The following is a 16522-nucleotide window of genomic DNA, read 5'->3' as shown; positions in this document are numbered from 1 at the left end:
ATATAATCAAACTATAGAAATTGATTACAAAGGAGACTTTTATGTCTAAAGAAGTTATTGTTGAAAGTTTCGAGCTTGATCACACAATCGTTAAGGCCCCTTATGTACGACTCATTGGAGAAGAAAGCGGACCAAAAGGAGATGTCATTTCCAATTTTGATATCCGACTTGTCCAGCCAAATGAAGATTCCATTCCAACTGCAGGTCTCCATACCATTGAACACCTGCTGGCCATGCTTATCCGTAAACGCATTGATGGAATGATTGATTGCTCTCCTTTTGGTTGTCGAACTGGTTTCCATATGATCATGTGGGGACGTCATACCCCATCCGAAATCGCCCAAGTGATCAAATCATGCCTTGAAGAAATCGCTGAAACCACTACTTGGGAGGACGTCCCAGGAACTACGATTGAGTCTTGCGGAAACTATAAAGATCACAGCCTCTTTTCTGCCAAAGAGTGGGCTAAGTTAATCCTCAAACAAGGCATATCGGATAATGCTTTCGAACGCCATGTTATTTGATCCTTTAATAACAAAAAAATCTCAAGACTAATTTTTTAGCTTGAGATTTTTTATTTGTTTCTAATAGTCTAGAGAATCCGCATAACCCGGACCATTTCCTACAAAATAACCCGTTTTACAGTTGATACTAAAGAGATAGGTTCCATCTGGTTTAAAAAGATTATAGTAGCCATTTCCTTTTATAATATTGACACGTTCGATGATATATTGATCGCCAGTAATATAGCCACGTTCCCGTGAAATTTTTAAGATTTTTTCCAAAATACCTGGATTAAAGACCCAAGCGGGATTATTGACATCATCAATCACAGCCTGATTATAAGGAACACGGCTTAGATTTCTCTGCAGAGCCACACCAGTGCTGGACAGTCCTCCATATCCAGTAGAACCACCAGTGATTACGCCTTGATCCGCATTATTAGTGGTCGGTGCTGTTGGAGTTGTTTCAGCAGGTGCTGGAGCTGTATTTGAAGGAGTCCCTTGACCTCCAGCTGATTGAGAGACTGTTTGCTGACCCTTTCCTTGACTAATGGCAGAGCTGATTAACTTATCTAAATTATCATTACCCGTTTTAGCTTCAGTAAAAGTCGCGTCTCCCTTAACTTTTGCATTGGTATCCAAAACGCCATCTTTGATCGCAGCTGTTTCAAACTGAGAATTGACTGCTTGAATTGCTGAGATTTGTTTTACAAGACTATCATATTTAGCCTTAGCAACCGTATATTCCTTATCATTTTTTAGGGCTTCAAGTGCCGTTTTTAATTGATCCAAGTTGGCAAAGCTACTGTTTTTAAGAGCCAATTTATTCTTATCAGTAAAGAAAGAATCGTATAAATCATTAAATTTTTTCAAGGCCTTGTTTTCAGAACTTGAACTACTTGAACTAGTTTTTTTACTTGATTGACTGCTGGAGCTCGTTACTGTTTTACCAGCCTGATTTCGATTCATCGCAAAGTAAGCAGTTGCCGCAATTCCAGCCACCGCCAGAAGAGCCACTAGAGCGTAGATGACCTTTTTACTATCAGAACCGGTCTTTTCATCATCATCTTCATAAGAATCCTCAGTAACCGGTGTAGTTACTGGAGCAACAGTCTCCATGTCCACTTGAGTCTTATCTTCAGGCTCGTCAGCAAAAGCTTGGCTGACCTCAGCTTCTAATCCAGAACTTTTAGGAGAAGCTATAACTTCTTCTTTCGTCTCATCAGTTGAAACTGTTTCTTTTTTCGCTTCTTCTGCCTTTTCGTCTTGTTTCTTTTGAGCTTGAACCGTCGCTGTATACTTTCCAGCTTCAATTTCTTGACGATGCTGCTTGATATATTTGTCTAAAACACTATCATCTTCTTTGACGCCAGCTTCTAATTCTTCACTTTTTCTGGCAGCCTGACCAATAGTCATTTCCTTAGCTTCTTCAAAATCTAAAATAGATTCTTGCTCTTGGCTTTCAGGCTTTGTATTTTCCTTACTCATAGTCATCCTTTCTACTCTTCAAGTTTTCGTTTGACTCTTTGTCCAAAATATTGATATAAATCAACCTTCAAGGTTCCATTATAGAGTTTTCTCTTTTTATCTGCTGGACTTCCATATTTACTTTCAAAAGCCTCATCACTGGTCAGAATAAATTTACTCCATGTTTCTAATGGTGCAAAAGTCTGCCCCATTTCCTGGTAGAGTTTTGTAACAGCCGTATCATCCAAAAGCCTTTCCCCATAGGGAGGATTTGAGATAATTACACCATTGATTTTGTTAGTGTGCAAGTCTTGCAACCTCATTTGCTTAAAGCAAATACAGTCTGCCACTCCAGCTTTTTCAGCATTCTTCTTGGCAATATCAATCATACGCGCATCCAAATCTGATCCAGCAATATCCAATCGAATATCCTGCTTAATTTGCAAACGAGCATCAGCTTTTGCTTTCTGAATCTGTGCTCGATCTATCCAATTCCATTCTTCAAAAGCAAAAGAGCGATAGAGACCAGGAGCAATGTTTTTACCAATCAAAGCAGCCTCTATACAAAAAGTTCCAGAGCCACATGTTGGATCAACTAAAGGTTTATCAGGATACCAATTGGATAAGAGAAGAATGGCAGCTGCCATATTTTCCTTAATTGGTGCTCCACCCTTATCTGTCCTATAACCACGCTTAAACAAGCTAGTCCCCGTCGTATCAATCATGACTGTCGCCAAATCTTTTAAAATAGAAACTTCAATCTTAAATTCAGGTCCATTTTCCATAAGGGGAACCCCTTCAGGACGCGCATAGTGTTTCTGCAACTTCTTCACAACGGCTTTCTTAGAAATTGCCTGAACGCTGGGTTCATTGTGAAGTTTGGACTTGACACATTTCGCTTTCGAAATAGGGAATTTTGCGCCTAAGGGTAGGTAGTTTTCCCAATCAAGTGCAAAGACACCTTGAAAAAGCTCTTCAAAAGTCTTGGCAGGAAAAGTCCCAACAATGATTTTGATCCGGTCTGCCGACCTCAGCCAAAGATTGGTTTGAATAATCGTTTGAACGTCTCCTTCAAAACGAACACGACCATTTTCAACCTGACAATCGATTCCAAGATTTCTAATTTCACGACCAACTACTGCTTCTAGACCTGCTGCAGCTGTCGCTATTAAGTCAAATGTTTTTTTCATTATTTCCTCAAAACAAAGGGGAAGCGTCTATCCATATACTGAGATAGCCGACTTGAGATTTACTTACATCAGGAAAAGTTGCTGTCCCTAACTTTTTAAAGTATATTTCACTATAATTAGAGGCTAAGAACCAAGCCCTAGCCTCCACCTATATGCAATTTTCTATAAGCCATGTTTTGTTCCAGAAATGACTAGGCACCATTTCCTTCGATAATCATCTGTCTACTGTTTCCAGTCAGAATGCAATGTTCGTTTCCACGCATTCCATGCCCCGACCAAAGTTTGGGTTGCTAGCTTGAGGGGTTTACCGCGTTCCACTTCTTGTGTTTCCACAAAAACTACGTCACTGTGGCACTTTCAGGCCTACTCCAGCATATCAAGAGACTTAGCTGTTTCATCCGCCGTAACGGAAAAATCCGTCCCTAGGCTTATTGTTTCGCCTAGCACAAACACTACCGGCATCACAGCCAGTGCTAGCATGGACTTTCCTCATGAAAAATAACTTTTCATGCGATTATCCAAAAATTGCACGTCTTATAATTACAATTGATTTAATTCGCTCGCTTGAATTTGCTTACCGAACACTTCTTTTTCCAAACGGCTTAGTCGTTTCAAGATATCAAAATTGGTAATTGTCGTTTGAGTTGTGTCTCCAAATGACTGATGAACCTGAGAAGCAGTTGAATTTGGAGCTTCCTGCATACGCTTAGAAAGTTCTTGTTTTAAACGGCTATTTTCTTCACGTAATTCCTTCACTAAAGCTGAATAAGTTTCATAGTCTTTGATCACATCATCTAAAAACTCATCTACTTCTTGCTTACTATATCCACGTACTGCTGTTTTAAAATCTTGATCAAAAATATCTTTAGGTGTAAAAATAATACTAGCCATTTCTCTCTCCAATCTGGTTTATTATTATCATTATATACGAAAAGGAAGAGAAAAATCAAGGTATAAACTTTAAATTTCAGAAAAATTTGCCGCCATCTCATTTAAGTCATCAAATGTTAATTTTTTGATATGATATTGTTTATTTTCCTTCATCATTCGGTAAAGATACTTGAGCTTTGTCTCATTTTCTTCATCGTAGAATAGATAAGCGCCATCCGTGCTCTCTAACAAAAATTGATTATAGGTACGAAATTGACTGGGGTTTTCATAGCTAGGATAAGCATATTTGATAAAATCAACATTTTTGAAGTTGGCTAATTTTTCTTGGTTAGCCTCATTCCAATTTTCACCTTGGTTTTCAAAAATAAAGATTGTCGCCAATTGAAAATTATATTCTTCCTGTAATTCCTTGGCAACTTCCAGAACCCAGACTTCGAAGCCCAAGTTCCCAGTAAAAACCAGCCATTTCATGCCATTTTCTAAGAGATAGATCAAATCCCTGCGAATAGCTGCTTTGATAATTTTCAAGCGTTGATCCTTGTCGCCAAAGATTCCTAAATCAAAGGCTTTATAGCCTACAACAAGTACACTGACCATTTTTTATCCTTTTACAATGATTTATGGTATAATAGAGTGATGTTATTGTACCAATAAGGAGTTTTATGGTCAACTATCCGAATAAGCTTACATCTAAAAATAACATAAAAAAGGTGAAAAAAGGGACTGTCGATTTCGCTAATCGGGGAATGACTTTCGAAAAAATGATTAACGACACCAATGACTATTATCTTAGCCGTGGATTAGCTGTTATTCATAAAAAGCCTACACCCGTGCAAATTGTCAAAGTCGATTATCCTAAGCGAAGCCGTGCCAAGATTGTCGAGGCCTACTTTCGCCAAGCATCTACTACGGACTACTCGGGAGTTTACCGTGGGCATTATATTGACTTTGAAGCCAAGGAAACGCGGCAAAAACAATCCATGCCTATGAAGAACTTTCATGCACACCAGATTGAGCATATGGATCAAGTGCTCAATCAAGGCGGAATTTGCTTTGTCTTACTTCACTTTTCTAGCCTGAAGGAAACCTACCTCCTTCCTGCTCCCTACTTAATTGAGTTTTACAAGATTGATAAGGGTGGGAAATCCATGCCCCTGGATTATATTCAGAAACATGGTTATCTCATTGAACAAAACATCCTTCCCAGCGTACCTTATCTTGATATAATCTCAAAAAATTTACTAGGTGGTCACTCTAATGAATAAACAAACCTTAATCACTGCCCTAAAATGGGTTGCAAGCGGCCTTATCTCACTCTTTCTTTTGGGACTTCTGATAGGAAGTTGTCTCTTCTTCTACTATGTGAGCAAGGCCCCTGAGTTATCAGAGAGCAAGCTCGTTGCTACTACTTCCAGCAAAATTTATGATAGCCAAAATAACCTTATTGCAGATTTGGGATCTGAAAAGCGCGTAAATGTAACCACTGATCAAATTCCAACTGATTTGGTCAATGCTATTGTTGCTATTGAAGACCATCGTTTCTTCAATCACCGTGGAGTGGACTCTATTCGGATTATCGGCTCTATCTTTAATAATATTCTTAAGAGATCAAATGGACTTCAGGGTGGTTCTACCTTGACCCAACAGTTGATCAAACTGACATATTTTTCTACCTCAAAAGCAGACCAGACAGTCTCACGTAAAGCTCAGGAAGCTTGGCTGGCTTTCCAACTAGAAAGAAAAGCTACAAAGCAACAAATTCTGACCTATTATGTCAATAAGGTTTACATGTCTAATGGGAACTATGGGATGCAGACAGCAGCACAAAGTTTTTATGGCAAGGACTTAAAAGACCTAAGCTTGCCTCAATTAGCCTTGCTTGCCGGAATGCCCCAAGCTCCAAACCAGTATGATCCATACTCTCAACCAGAAGCAGCACTTCAACGCCGTAACCTGGTTTTATCTGAGATGTACCAACTGAAATACATCACTGCTGAACAGTATGAACAAGCTATCAATACTCCTGTTACTGACGGTTTGCAAAGCTTGAAGAGCTCTGCATCTTATCCAGCATATATGGATAACTATTTAAAACAAGTTATCGAGCAGGTCGAAAAAGAAACAGGCTATAACTTGCTGACTACTGGTATGGAAGTCTACACCAATGTCAATACTGACGCTCAAAAGCAACTGTGGGAGATCTATAACTCCGATACCTATGTTAACTACCCAGACGATGAACTTCAAGTTGCTTCCACGGTTATGGATGTAACAAATGGTAAAGTCATTGCTCAGCTTGGAGCTCGTAAACAGTCTACTAATGTTTCATTTGGTACGAACCAAGCCGTTGAAACCAATAGGGACTGGGGTTCAACTATGAAACCTATCACAGACTATGCACCAGCCATCGAAGATGGGGTCTATAGTGCAACATCTGCAACTATTGCAGATGCCCCTTATAATTTCCCTGGCTCTAGCACCCCTGTCTACAACTGGGATATGCGCTATTATGGTAATATAACCATGCAATATGCCATCCAAGAATCACGGAACGTTCCAGCTGTTAAAACTTTAGAAGCCGTTGGTCTCAAACAAGCACTTAAGTTCTTGAATAAGATTGGTATCAACTATCCAGAAATGCACTATTCAAATGCTATTTCAAGTAATACCAACAAATCTGGAAACGAATATGGCGCAAGCAGTGAGAAGATGGCTGCGGCCTATGCAGCTTTTGCTAATGGAGGAACCTACTACAAACCTCAATATGTCAATAGAATTGTCTTTAGCGATGGTACTGAAAAAGTCTTCTCTAACGAAGGTTCAAGAGCCATGAAAGAAACAACAGCCTACATGATGACAGATATGATGAAAACTGTTTTGACATCCGGAACAGGTACAAATGCAGCAATTTCTGGTGTCTATCAGGCTGGGAAAACTGGTACTTCTAACTATGCAGACGATGAATTAACCAAACTTACAAAACCTTATTACGGCTCTAGTATTGTAACTCCAGATGAACTCTTCGTCGGTTACACTCCTCAGTATTCAATGGCTGTATGGACTGGTTATTCAAACCGATTGACACCAGTTCTTGATGATGGGGTCAAGGTTGCAACTGATGTCTATCGGTCTATGATGACTTTCTTGAATACCAATGGAAACGAAGACTGGGAGCAACCAAATGGGGTTTATCGAGTTGGTTACTATCTATACCTAAACGGATCTAATCCATATCGATACTATATCCAACCTTCTTCAACTTCAGAAGAATCATCTTCTTCTGAGGAAGAGTCTTCTTCAAGTAGTTCGGAATCTTCTACTACTTCCGAATCAAGTTCATCCTCTACTTCCAACCCTCAAGAAAGCAAACCGCAAATTAATAACGGCCAGCGCTAATGTTTGGAAGATCAACATAAAAACTCTATCTTCTCTCATATGAGAAGATAGAGTTTTTTTATTTAGAAAAGGCCTTATATAGCTATAAGGACCTTCTTCATAAATATTCTTTTATAGGGCTAAGGCTCCCATTGGATCCCACGGAGCCAAGACAATAGGCTCTGATTCATAAGCAGCTAATTCCGCTTCAGTCAGAAATTCTTTGCGCACTACGATCTGGTAGGTATATTCATCCATCCAAGAGTCAGAGGCTACAAAGTAACCCTTGTTACCAACCTTTTCGCCCCAAGAGTTCTCGACCTTCCATTTATTGGCTTTTCCATTTTCATCCAAGTCAACCCCTGTCAAAACCATTGCATGAGTCATCAGACTTTCGCTATAGTCCAAACGTCCTGCCTTGTCTTGAGTCAACTGGATATCCATACTAGAAGTAAAGTCATACATGCCGTCAGCCATAATACCCGCTTTACGATTGCTAGACTGTCCAACATCAGAACCAAACCATACGGTTTCGCCAGCTCGCATTTGGGCGATAGCCAGCTCTTTTAGTCTGTCCATTTCAACATTCAAATAACGAACCGGCTTGCTACCAACGACATTACCCAGCATCTCAACTGTATAAGACTGACCATAAGGCTTGTCTGCAGTTGGCGCATTGATGATAGAGACATAATCGTCTAATTTGAGATCAACATATTTTTTGAAGAAAACTTGTGGTGTCAATCCGCTCTCACTATGAAAATTGTTATCTTTATCGCGATAAGAGAAGTCGAATTGGCGAGGCGGTAAACCTAAATTCATAGCTAGGAAGTTAAAGACTTCCTGGAGAAGTTCTTCTTTCTTAGCCTGAAGTTCAGCCGAGTTTGCACCTTCTGCCACTAATTCTCGCAAAATCTGTGCATCCTGACGCAGGAGTTTATTAAGAATCTGATTGAGCTCACGGCTGTTGCTAGAAGAAATTGACTCTGGATAGACTGACTTGGGTACGACGCCATATTTTTCAAAAAGAGAAACAACCATATCCCATTGACCGCCATCCTGCTGAGGCGTATCTAAGAGAAACTTAACCTTGCGACTAGTCAATTCTTGGTCAGCGGTTGCCAGCACCTGCTCTAAGAACCAGTTGGATTTTTCATATTTATCCCAAAAGAAGGTGTGGGCCTGAGATAGTTCAAAATCTTCCAATTGGAAACCAGCAATCATCTTGTGGCGGAAGGTATTAAGAGCTGCAAACATCCAACAGCGCCCAGACGCTTTCTGGTCGCTAACCTTATCCTTAGTGAGATCCAGTGAAAAGACTGGCGTGTTTTCCACAGCACTGCTTCGCTTCTCCAAGGACGTCAAAAGACCATTATGGCTGATGGCATTTTCCATTGCTACAAACTTAGGATTAGCTTCATAAGCAGCATACAACTTATCTGTAAAATCTTGTTCTAACGACTTCATAGAATCCTCCTTGTCATTATACATCTATTATAGAACTTTAAAAAAGGAGTGCAAGTAAAAAGGCTAGACAAAAGAGTCCTAGCCTTTTTCTAAATCAGATTTTAGGATGCCATAGACGGAAAAATCTTTGACTTGTCCTTTATGAAATACAGCCTGACGGAAAGTACCTTCGTAGCTCATTCCAGCCTTAGCCATAACACGCCCCGAAGCTGGATTGGCTGTTACAAATCTTGCTGTGACACGATTGAATCCTGCGTCTTGCAAGAGATAGTTCAAAACAGCTTTCAAAGCTTCTGTCATCAGCCCCTGCCCCCAATAGTCTTTACTTAAAATGTAACCGACCTCGCAATCATTGACCGTATCATCTCTATCAACCACACTGATATCACCAAGCACTTGTTCAGGATTTTCTTTCAGGCAGATGCCCCACTTGTAAAAATCTAAGTTTTGATAATTCTCAACCCAGCGAGCAATAGACTGTTGGGTGACTTCAGGACTCTCGTGAGCATCCCAGGTCACATGTAACAAATTATCCGGACGAGAAGCCCAGTTGTCATACATAGCTTGAGCATCCGATTCCAGAAAAGGTCTTAGTAAAAGACGTTTGGTTTCAATGGACTGTGTACCAATCTTTTTCATAGCTTCCTCGTTTCTTAGCGCAAACTAAAAAGTTTTAATAGAGATTTTCACTTCCAAAATTCATCAAAAATCGTAATCGGCAAATGGCGTTTGTGCTGTCCTTTATGCCACCAAGATTCGATAGTTTCTTGGGCTTGAGCTGAAACAGACTTACCTTCGAGATAATCATCAATTTCATTATAGGTCACTCCCAGAGCGACTTCATCCGCAATCCCAGGTTTTTCCTCTTCCAAATCAGCCGTCGGTACCTTTTCATAGAGGGCAGGATCAGCTCCTAAAGTGGCCAAAAGCTGCTTGCCTTGTCGTTTATTGAGACGGTAAAGCGGTAAGATATCTGCTCCGCCATCCCCAAACTTGGTGAAAAAGGCCGTGACATTTTCTGCTGCGTGATCGGTCCCAATGACAGCCCCGCTGTACGAACCAGCCAAAGCATACTGGGCAATCATACGGCTGCGGGCCTTGATATTGCCCTTGTTAAAATCAGAGACTGTGGCACCCGTTGCCTCCACAGCCTTTGTCATGGCATCAGCAGATTCCTTGATATTGACTGTCAAACTGACATCAGGCTGGATAAAAGCCAGAGCCTTTTGAGCATCATCTTCATCTGCCTGAACACCGTAAGGCAGACGAACAGCGATAAAGCGGTAGCTATTATCACCAGTCTCAGCCCGCATTTCCTCTATAGCCAGCTGAGCTAAGCGACCAGCCAAGGTTGAATCCTGACCACCAGAAATTCCCAGAACATAACTTTTCAAAAAAGGGTGCTTTTTCAGATAGGCCTTGAGAAAGTCGACCGACTTGCGGATTTCTTCCTCCGGGTCAATGATAGGTTTGACGCCCAATTGAGCGATGATTTCTTCTTGTAGGCTCATTTTTCTGCTCCTGTCTGGTAGGCTTTCTTACGCATCTGGTCAATCAAGTCCATCTTATCCTGCCAGATATCACGAGCCAGGTCAACTGGATAATCCTGTGGATTAAGAACCCGCTTGTACTCATCCCAGAGTTTATCAAATTCCTTACGGGCATAAGCTTGAATCTCAGTCAGGCTCCGCTTTTTGTAAACGAGATTTCCCTCTTGGAAAATATCTACCAATAGCGGCACAGCATCAAAATCCTTAACTGTCTTATTAATGTAAGTGTAGGTAGGATGGAACATTTCCAGCTCTTCCAAGCCATTGACATCAATGCCTTCATAGGTAATGTAGTCTCCTTCAGACTTACCTTTTTCCCGACTGGTAATGCGCCAAACCTGCTTCTTACCTGGAGTCGAAACTTTTTCAGCATTATTGGACAGCTTGATGGTATTGCGCAATTTTCCATTCTCATCTTCAATAGCAACAATCTTATAAACTGCTCCTAAAGCCGGCTGATCATAAGCCGTAATCAACTTGGTACCCACGCCCCAAACATCAATCTTAGCTTTTTGCATTTTCAAGTTGAGAATGGTATTTTCATCCAGATCATTGGACGCATAAATCTTAGCATCAGGGAAGCCAGCTTCATCTAATTGCTGCCGAACCTTCTTAGAAATATAGGCAAGGTCACCTGAGTCAATACGAACACCTAGGAATTTAATCTTATCACCCAGCTCACGCGCAACTCGAATGGCTGCCGGAACACCCAAACGCAATGTATCATAAGTATCTACCAAAAATACACAATCATGGTGAGTTTCGGCATAAGCTTTAAAGGCATCATAATCATTACCGTAAACTTGAACAAGGGCATGAGCGTGGGTTCCTAAAACAGGAATATCAAAGAGCTTACCCGCTCGAACATTACTGGTACCGTTGGCTCCACCAATCACAGCAGCCCGAGTTCCCCAGATAGCTGCATCCATTTCTTGAGCACGGCGAGTTCCAAACTCCATCAGGGGCTCATCTTCGATAACAGAACGGATACGGGCTGCCTTAGTGGCAATCAGGGTCTGAAAATTAACGATATTGAGCAGGGCGGTCTCCACAAGCTGACACTGAGCCAGAGGACCTTCCACTTGCACAATTGGCTCATTGGCAAAAACTAAGTCCCCTTCCTGAGCCGACCGTACACTAAGGCTCATCTTTAAATTCCGTAAGTAATCTAAGAAGTCTCCATGATAACCCAAGGACTCAAGATAGTCTAAATCACTCTGGCTGAACGTCAGATTATTGAGATAGGAAATAATTCTTTCTAAGCCCGCAAAGACAGCGTAGCCGTTATTAAAAGGATTCTTACGGAAAAAAACTTCAAAGACTGCACGTTTGTTATGGATATTCTGATTGAAATAAACCTGCATCATATTGATTTGATACAAGTCTGTATGTAAGGTTAAACTATCATCTGGAAACATATTTTCTCCTTTATAAACTGCATGGATTTTACTTATTATATCATAAATTTACAATTAAGAGGTTATAGGGAAATAGTCCGGCAATTAGAAAATTAAAATCATTCTTTCTCCAATTTAGCTAATATCTATTTAATTTCTAATAAACCACTCCACAATTATGCCTCAAAAGCTTCAACAAATCAAAAAACCTTGTTAGTCATAAACTAACAAGGTTTTCGGTTTTATTCATGTTCAGTGATATATTTATAAGCTTCTTGACCCGCAATCGCTCCATCACCTACTGCTGTCGTAATCTGGCGTAAGTCTTTTTGACGAACATCTCCGATTGCGTAGATACCAGCTACTGATGTTTTCATATGGTCATCTGTCACAATCCAACCTGATTCATCTCTTATACCCAAATCAGCTACAAATTCACTAACTGGATCCAAACCGACATAAATGAAGATACCACCAAAATCTGCTTGGCTAGTTTCACCTGTCTTAATATTTTTAAAGGTTACTCCAGTCACCTTACGCTCGTTACCATGAATAGCTTCAACGACTGAATCCCAGACAAAACTAATTTTTTCATTAGCAAAGGCACGATCTTGCAAAACCTTTTGTGCGCGTAATTGATCACGACGGTGAACAATGGTCACACTTTTAGCAAACTGGGTCAAGAAAATGGCTTCCTCAACTGCCGAGTCACCTCCACCGACAACTAGTAAGTCTTCATCACGGAAAAAAGCTCCATCACAAACTGCACAGTAAGAAACACCCCGGCTATTAAATTCAGCCTCACCTGGCACATTGAGCTGACGGTGAAAGGCCCCTGTTGCAATAATAACAGTCTTACTTTCATAAACTTCATCTTCTGTGATAACTTTTTTAAAATCACCCTGATCTTCAATTCTTTGAACATGACCAAATACATGCTCTACTCCGAGATTTTCCAATGGCTCGAACATCTTTTCAGCCAATTCTGGGCCGCTAATCAGGGCATAGCCAGGATAGTTTTCAACATCCGCTGTATTGTTCATTTGTCCGCCTGGAATACCAGCTTCCAGTAAGGCAACTTTTAGGTTGCTTCTTGCAGCATAAAGCGCCGCTGTCATTCCTGCAGGACCTGCTCCAATAATAATTGTATCGTACATGACTCCACCTTCTTTTGTTGTAATAATAATTATTCTAACGCCAATAAAAAACTTTTGCAAGCATTATGCTTTCAGCACTAAGAGAATGCCCATAACCGCAAAAGATAAAATAGGTATAGTCATAATATCAATCAAAAGTACATCAAACAAATGCGCCTGTCGTGCCTTTGCTGTCTTATCCTTGCGACTAGCCATTCTGGCTAAAATTAAAATCCCTGACAAACCGCCGATTAGGGCTGTTGTCAAAAGAAGACTCTCTATATAGAGAGAAAAAATTTGCTTTAACATTTAATCTCCTATGTTTTGGTCTATTTATGTCCAATAAGTCATGCTTATTTCGCTCAAAACAAACTCAGCTGGTAAAACCAACCGAGTTATCTTTTCTCCATTATATCAAATATAGGTTCGTTTGTAACTAGCAAAAAACTCTTTCGTCCGTTCTTCTTTCGGATTATTCATAATCTCATCAGGCTTACCACCTTCAATAATATGCCCCTTATCTAAAAAGAGAACCTTGTCAGCAACCTGTGAAACAAAGGACATATCATGACTAACCAAAATCATTGTTTGACCAGATCTTGCAGCATCAGCAATGGATCTTTCTACTTCGCCGACAAGCTCAGGATCCAGAGCAGATGTAGGTTCATCAAGCAGGAGAACATCAGGTTTCATGGCTAGAGCCCTTGCCAAAGCTACCCGCTGTTTTTGACCACCTGATAAATGACGGGGATAATGATTTTCTCGATCTGATAAACCTACCTTGGCCAATTCTTCTTTAGCTATTTTAGTAGCTTCTTCATCCGATAGTTTCTTGACAACGAGCAGGCCTTCTTTTACATTTTCCAGAGCAGTCCGTCTCTCAAATAGATTAAACTGCTGGAAAACCATGGCTAATTTTCTACGAAGTGTTAAGATTTCCTCCTGAGTAATTTGGGAAAAATCAACTCTAAAATCATCAATCTCAATGATACCGCTATCTGGAGTTTCCAAGTAATTCAAACTGCGAAGAAAGGTGGATTTACCAGCCCCAGATGAACCAATCAGGGCAATAACTTCTCCTTTTTGGATATCCAAACTAAGATTATCCAATACCGCTTGACCAGAGAAAGATTTACTGAGGTTAAAAATGTGAATCATTAAAGGATATCTCCTTTCGCTTGAATTCCTGAATCAATTGCAGCTGGCGTTTGGATGGCCATTTTTCTTTCGATAAAGCGGCCAAATTGCTCAATCATAATATTGACAACCCAATAGACTAGAGCGACTGAAATGAAGCGCTCAAAATAACGGTAATCTGAACCACCTAAAATTTGGGCTTGAGCAAATACTTCGACCACTCCAGCACTAAAGGCTAATGAAGTTCCTTTGGTCAAACCAATCAAGGAGTTGATCAGGGTTGGTGTAGCTACAACTGCTGCATTAGGAATAATCACACGACGATATACTTGGGTATTGGTCATTCCCAAACTTCTAGCTGCTTCAATTTCTCCTTCACTGACAGAGAGAATTGCTGCCCGGATAGTTTCGCTAGCATATGCTGCCTCATTAAAGGCGAAAGCAACAACAGCAAAGATTGAGGCTGGGATTGCATTGATATTAAAAGCTGTTCCAAATCGTTGATTAATTACCTTTAGAGCTATAGGAATCCCATAATAGGTAAGCATCAGTTGGACTAAGATAGGTGTCCCCCTTAAAAAGCTGACAAACAAAGCCTGAATAGGGTACAGAACTTTGACACGGTTGATTTTGACAATAGCAAACAGAAGAGCCAAAACCAAACCAAAAAGGGCGCCGCCCAGTGTTAAAAATAAAGTTGTTGGTAATTTTTCAATAATTCTTGGCAGGGCATCAAAAACAGATCTTAAACTAAAATTTTGGCCATCTGGAATGGACTTCATTAATTCCTGATACCAGTTAGAGGCTAATATAACTAAACTTGCGTTCATCATTCAATCCTTTCATCATTCTCATTTAAGAAGGTCTATGCTCTTTTACTCGGTTTACTGTATCTGAATAACACAAGAAAAAAGATAGACCAGTATACTCTAGTCTATCACACCATTTTTATATCGAACAGTATAAATTATTTATCAAGGGTATAAGCAAATTTTATGACTAGAAGCTTTGGCGCTTGGCCTTGCGTTCTGCACGACCTCGAGCACGACTTTCAGCCCTCTTGGTCTTACGACGTTTTTCATTGACAGCCCACTGAATTTTTTTCTTATAACCAGGTTTGATTTTCTTCTTTTTCTTTTTAACCAAACCAATCATTTCTGTATCGAGCTTCTCATAAGACTTTTCGCGGTTGGCTCGTCGATCTCGATCATAAGTGTCCTGAAATTCACCGTTCTTTATCATCTTAGGAATGAACTTGATACCCAGTTTCTCTAATTCACGAATATCAGAGTCATCACTTGGCTGATAAAGCGTAATGGCCGTACCAGGAAGTCCATTGCGTCCTGTTCTTCCCACTCGATGGACAAAGAAAGACAGGTCCTGCGGAATAGCATCATTGATGACATGACTGACCCCCTCAATATCAATTCCCCTTGCTGCTAGGTCAGTCGCAACAATATATTCAAAATCCAGATTTTTCACTTGATTCATAATCCGCTTACGCTCACGAGGTGCAATATCACCGTGAATCTTAGCCACTTTCAAGCCTTGAGCAAGCAAATAACTGTGTAGCTCATCTGCTCTTGTCTTGGTATTGACAAAAATCATAGCCAAATAAGGCTGTAAGATTCGGCTAATTTCATAAATCTGCGCATTTTTATCGCGCCCTTTTGTTGAGACCAGCCAATTTTCGATTGTATCAGAAATAACCGTTTTAGTCTTGATTTGCTCCATGACCGGATTGGACAGATATTTCTTCAAGAAAGGCTGTAGCTTCTGCGGAATAGTCGCTGAGAATACCAAAAATTGTAAATCTTTTGGCAAGCTTGAGGCGATTTTATCCACTGTTTCTAAGAAACCCATATCTAGTGTCATATCCGCCTCGTCCACAACAAAGGTCTTGGCCTTATGAATAGCTAAATCTCCTGACTTGACCAAGTCATAGATTCGTCCAGGTGTCCCGATAACAATGTGAGGTTGGTTAAATTCTAGCTTATCAATTTGACGAGCCTTGTCAGTCCCTCCTACATAATTAGCAACACGAATTTCCTTATCAGAAAAAGAAGCAATCTGTCTAGTTGCTTGATAGATCTGGGTGGCTAACTCACGGCTTGGTGCCGTAATCACAACTTGTACGTGATCCTCATCTTCATTCAGCTTTTGAAAAATCGGTAGCAGAAAAGTATGGGTCTTCCCAGAACCTGTCTTTGATTCACCGACAAGGTCGCACCCAGACAAAACAACTGGAATCAACTTCTCCTGTACCTCTGTTGCTTCAACAAACTTTAGATCCTCTAAAGCCTCCTGAATATAATTTTTAAAAGTAAATTCTGTAAATTTCATTTTTTCCTCTTATCCTTAGTAGTCCTATCTATTATAACAGAAATTATGGATTTATAGCCATTTATA

At 40.3% G+C, this 16522-nt stretch carries 16 protein-coding genes and 1 other RNA gene; 3 read left to right on the top strand and 14 right to left on the bottom strand.

Features of this window, described 5'->3' with window-relative positions; all coding sequences use genetic code 11:
- Positions 1-41: 41 nt before the first annotated feature.
- Positions 42-524, top strand: coding sequence for an S-ribosylhomocysteine lyase (locus PCY09_RS06855; RefSeq protein WP_008808586.1), 483 nt, complete (start codon positions 42-44; stop codon positions 522-524).
- A gap of 60 nt (positions 525-584) precedes the next feature.
- On the opposite strand, the gene PCY09_RS06850 is transcribed toward PCY09_RS06855, so the two are convergent.
- The 5 genes from PCY09_RS06850 to PCY09_RS06830 form a co-directional block, all read right to left on the bottom strand.
- Positions 585-1997 carry a cell division site-positioning protein MapZ family protein gene (locus PCY09_RS06850; RefSeq protein ID WP_301556700.1) on the bottom strand — a complete coding sequence of 471 codons (1413 nt, stop codon included), beginning with the start codon at positions 1995-1997 and terminating at the stop codon, positions 585-587.
- A gap of 5 nt (positions 1998-2002) precedes the next feature.
- Positions 2003-3160 carry a class I SAM-dependent RNA methyltransferase gene (locus PCY09_RS06845; protein WP_045634194.1) on the bottom strand — a complete coding sequence of 386 codons (1158 nt, stop codon included), beginning with the start codon at positions 3158-3160 and terminating at the stop codon, positions 2003-2005.
- 160 nt (positions 3161-3320) lie between these two features.
- Positions 3321-3686: RNase P RNA component class B (gene rnpB, locus PCY09_RS06840), an RNA gene on the bottom strand.
- 14 nt (positions 3687-3700) lie between these two features.
- Positions 3701-4051, bottom strand: coding sequence for a cell division regulator GpsB (gpsB, locus tag PCY09_RS06835; protein WP_012000085.1), 351 nt, complete (start codon positions 4049-4051; stop codon positions 3701-3703).
- Between the two features lie 69 nt (positions 4052-4120).
- Positions 4121-4648 (bottom strand): DUF1273 domain-containing protein, encoded by a 528-nt coding sequence (locus tag PCY09_RS06830; RefSeq protein WP_125396923.1) that lies wholly within the window; start codon positions 4646-4648, stop codon positions 4121-4123.
- Positions 4649-4713: 65 nt separating this feature from the next.
- Here PCY09_RS06830 and recU point away from each other — a divergent pair, with 65 nt between their 5' ends.
- Positions 4714-5316 carry a Holliday junction resolvase RecU gene (recU, locus tag PCY09_RS06825; RefSeq protein WP_045634195.1) on the top strand — a complete coding sequence of 201 codons (603 nt, stop codon included), beginning with the start codon at positions 4714-4716 and terminating at the stop codon, positions 5314-5316.
- On the top strand, positions 5309-7447 hold the full coding sequence (gene pbp1a, locus PCY09_RS06820; RefSeq protein ID WP_020992772.1) for a penicillin-binding protein PBP1A: 2139 nt from the start codon (positions 5309-5311) through the stop codon (positions 7445-7447). The genes recU and pbp1a overlap by 8 nt, the downstream gene beginning before the upstream one ends.
- 111 nt (positions 7448-7558) lie before the next feature.
- Here the strand turns inward: pbp1a and pepC are convergent, their stop codons facing one another.
- From pepC to PCY09_RS06775, 9 genes are all read right to left on the bottom strand, one after another.
- The gene (pepC, locus tag PCY09_RS06815; RefSeq protein WP_061601451.1) at positions 7559-8893 is read right to left on the bottom strand and encodes an aminopeptidase C; all 1335 of its coding nucleotides are present in this window, start codon (positions 8891-8893) and stop codon (positions 7559-7561) included.
- 78 nt (positions 8894-8971) lie between these two features.
- The gene (locus PCY09_RS06810) at positions 8972-9532 is read right to left on the bottom strand and encodes a GNAT family N-acetyltransferase (protein WP_046165158.1); all 561 of its coding nucleotides are present in this window, start codon (positions 9530-9532) and stop codon (positions 8972-8974) included.
- A 47-nt stretch (positions 9533-9579) separates the two neighbouring features.
- A complete protein-coding gene (nadE, locus tag PCY09_RS06805; RefSeq protein ID WP_046165157.1) occupies positions 9580-10404 on the bottom strand; it encodes an ammonia-dependent NAD(+) synthetase in 825 nt (274 codons plus the stop codon).
- Positions 10401-11861: a nicotinate phosphoribosyltransferase gene (locus PCY09_RS06800; protein WP_061601452.1), complete on the bottom strand. Its 1461-nt coding sequence runs from the start codon at positions 11859-11861 to the stop codon at positions 10401-10403. Before PCY09_RS06800 ends, nadE begins: the two co-directional genes overlap by 4 nt.
- Before the next feature lie 221 nt (positions 11862-12082).
- Positions 12083-12997, bottom strand: a complete 915-nt coding sequence (gene trxB / locus PCY09_RS06795; RefSeq protein ID WP_061583681.1) for a thioredoxin-disulfide reductase — start codon at positions 12995-12997, stop codon at positions 12083-12085.
- A 63-nt stretch (positions 12998-13060) separates the two neighbouring features.
- Positions 13061-13285 carry a DUF4059 family protein gene (locus tag PCY09_RS06790; protein WP_045772959.1) on the bottom strand — a complete coding sequence of 75 codons (225 nt, stop codon included), beginning with the start codon at positions 13283-13285 and terminating at the stop codon, positions 13061-13063.
- Positions 13286-13390: 105 nt separating this feature from the next.
- The gene (locus PCY09_RS06785; RefSeq protein WP_008808573.1) at positions 13391-14134 is read right to left on the bottom strand and encodes an amino acid ABC transporter ATP-binding protein; all 744 of its coding nucleotides are present in this window, start codon (positions 14132-14134) and stop codon (positions 13391-13393) included.
- On the bottom strand, positions 14134-14943 hold the full coding sequence (locus PCY09_RS06780) for an amino acid ABC transporter permease (RefSeq protein WP_125396921.1): 810 nt from the start codon (positions 14941-14943) through the stop codon (positions 14134-14136). Before PCY09_RS06780 ends, PCY09_RS06785 begins: the two co-directional genes overlap by 1 nt.
- A 169-nt stretch (positions 14944-15112) precedes the next feature.
- Positions 15113-16456 carry a DEAD/DEAH box helicase gene (locus tag PCY09_RS06775; protein WP_125396920.1) on the bottom strand — a complete coding sequence of 448 codons (1344 nt, stop codon included), beginning with the start codon at positions 16454-16456 and terminating at the stop codon, positions 15113-15115.
- Positions 16457-16522: the final 66 nt, after the last annotated feature.

The sequence above is a fragment of the Streptococcus sp. SG2 genome (assembly GCF_030439925.1).
Lineage (GTDB): Bacteria > Bacillota > Bacilli > Lactobacillales > Streptococcaceae > Streptococcus > Streptococcus gordonii.
Note: the sequence above shows the minus strand (reverse complement) of the source record. Positions and strands in the feature narration are given on the sequence as shown.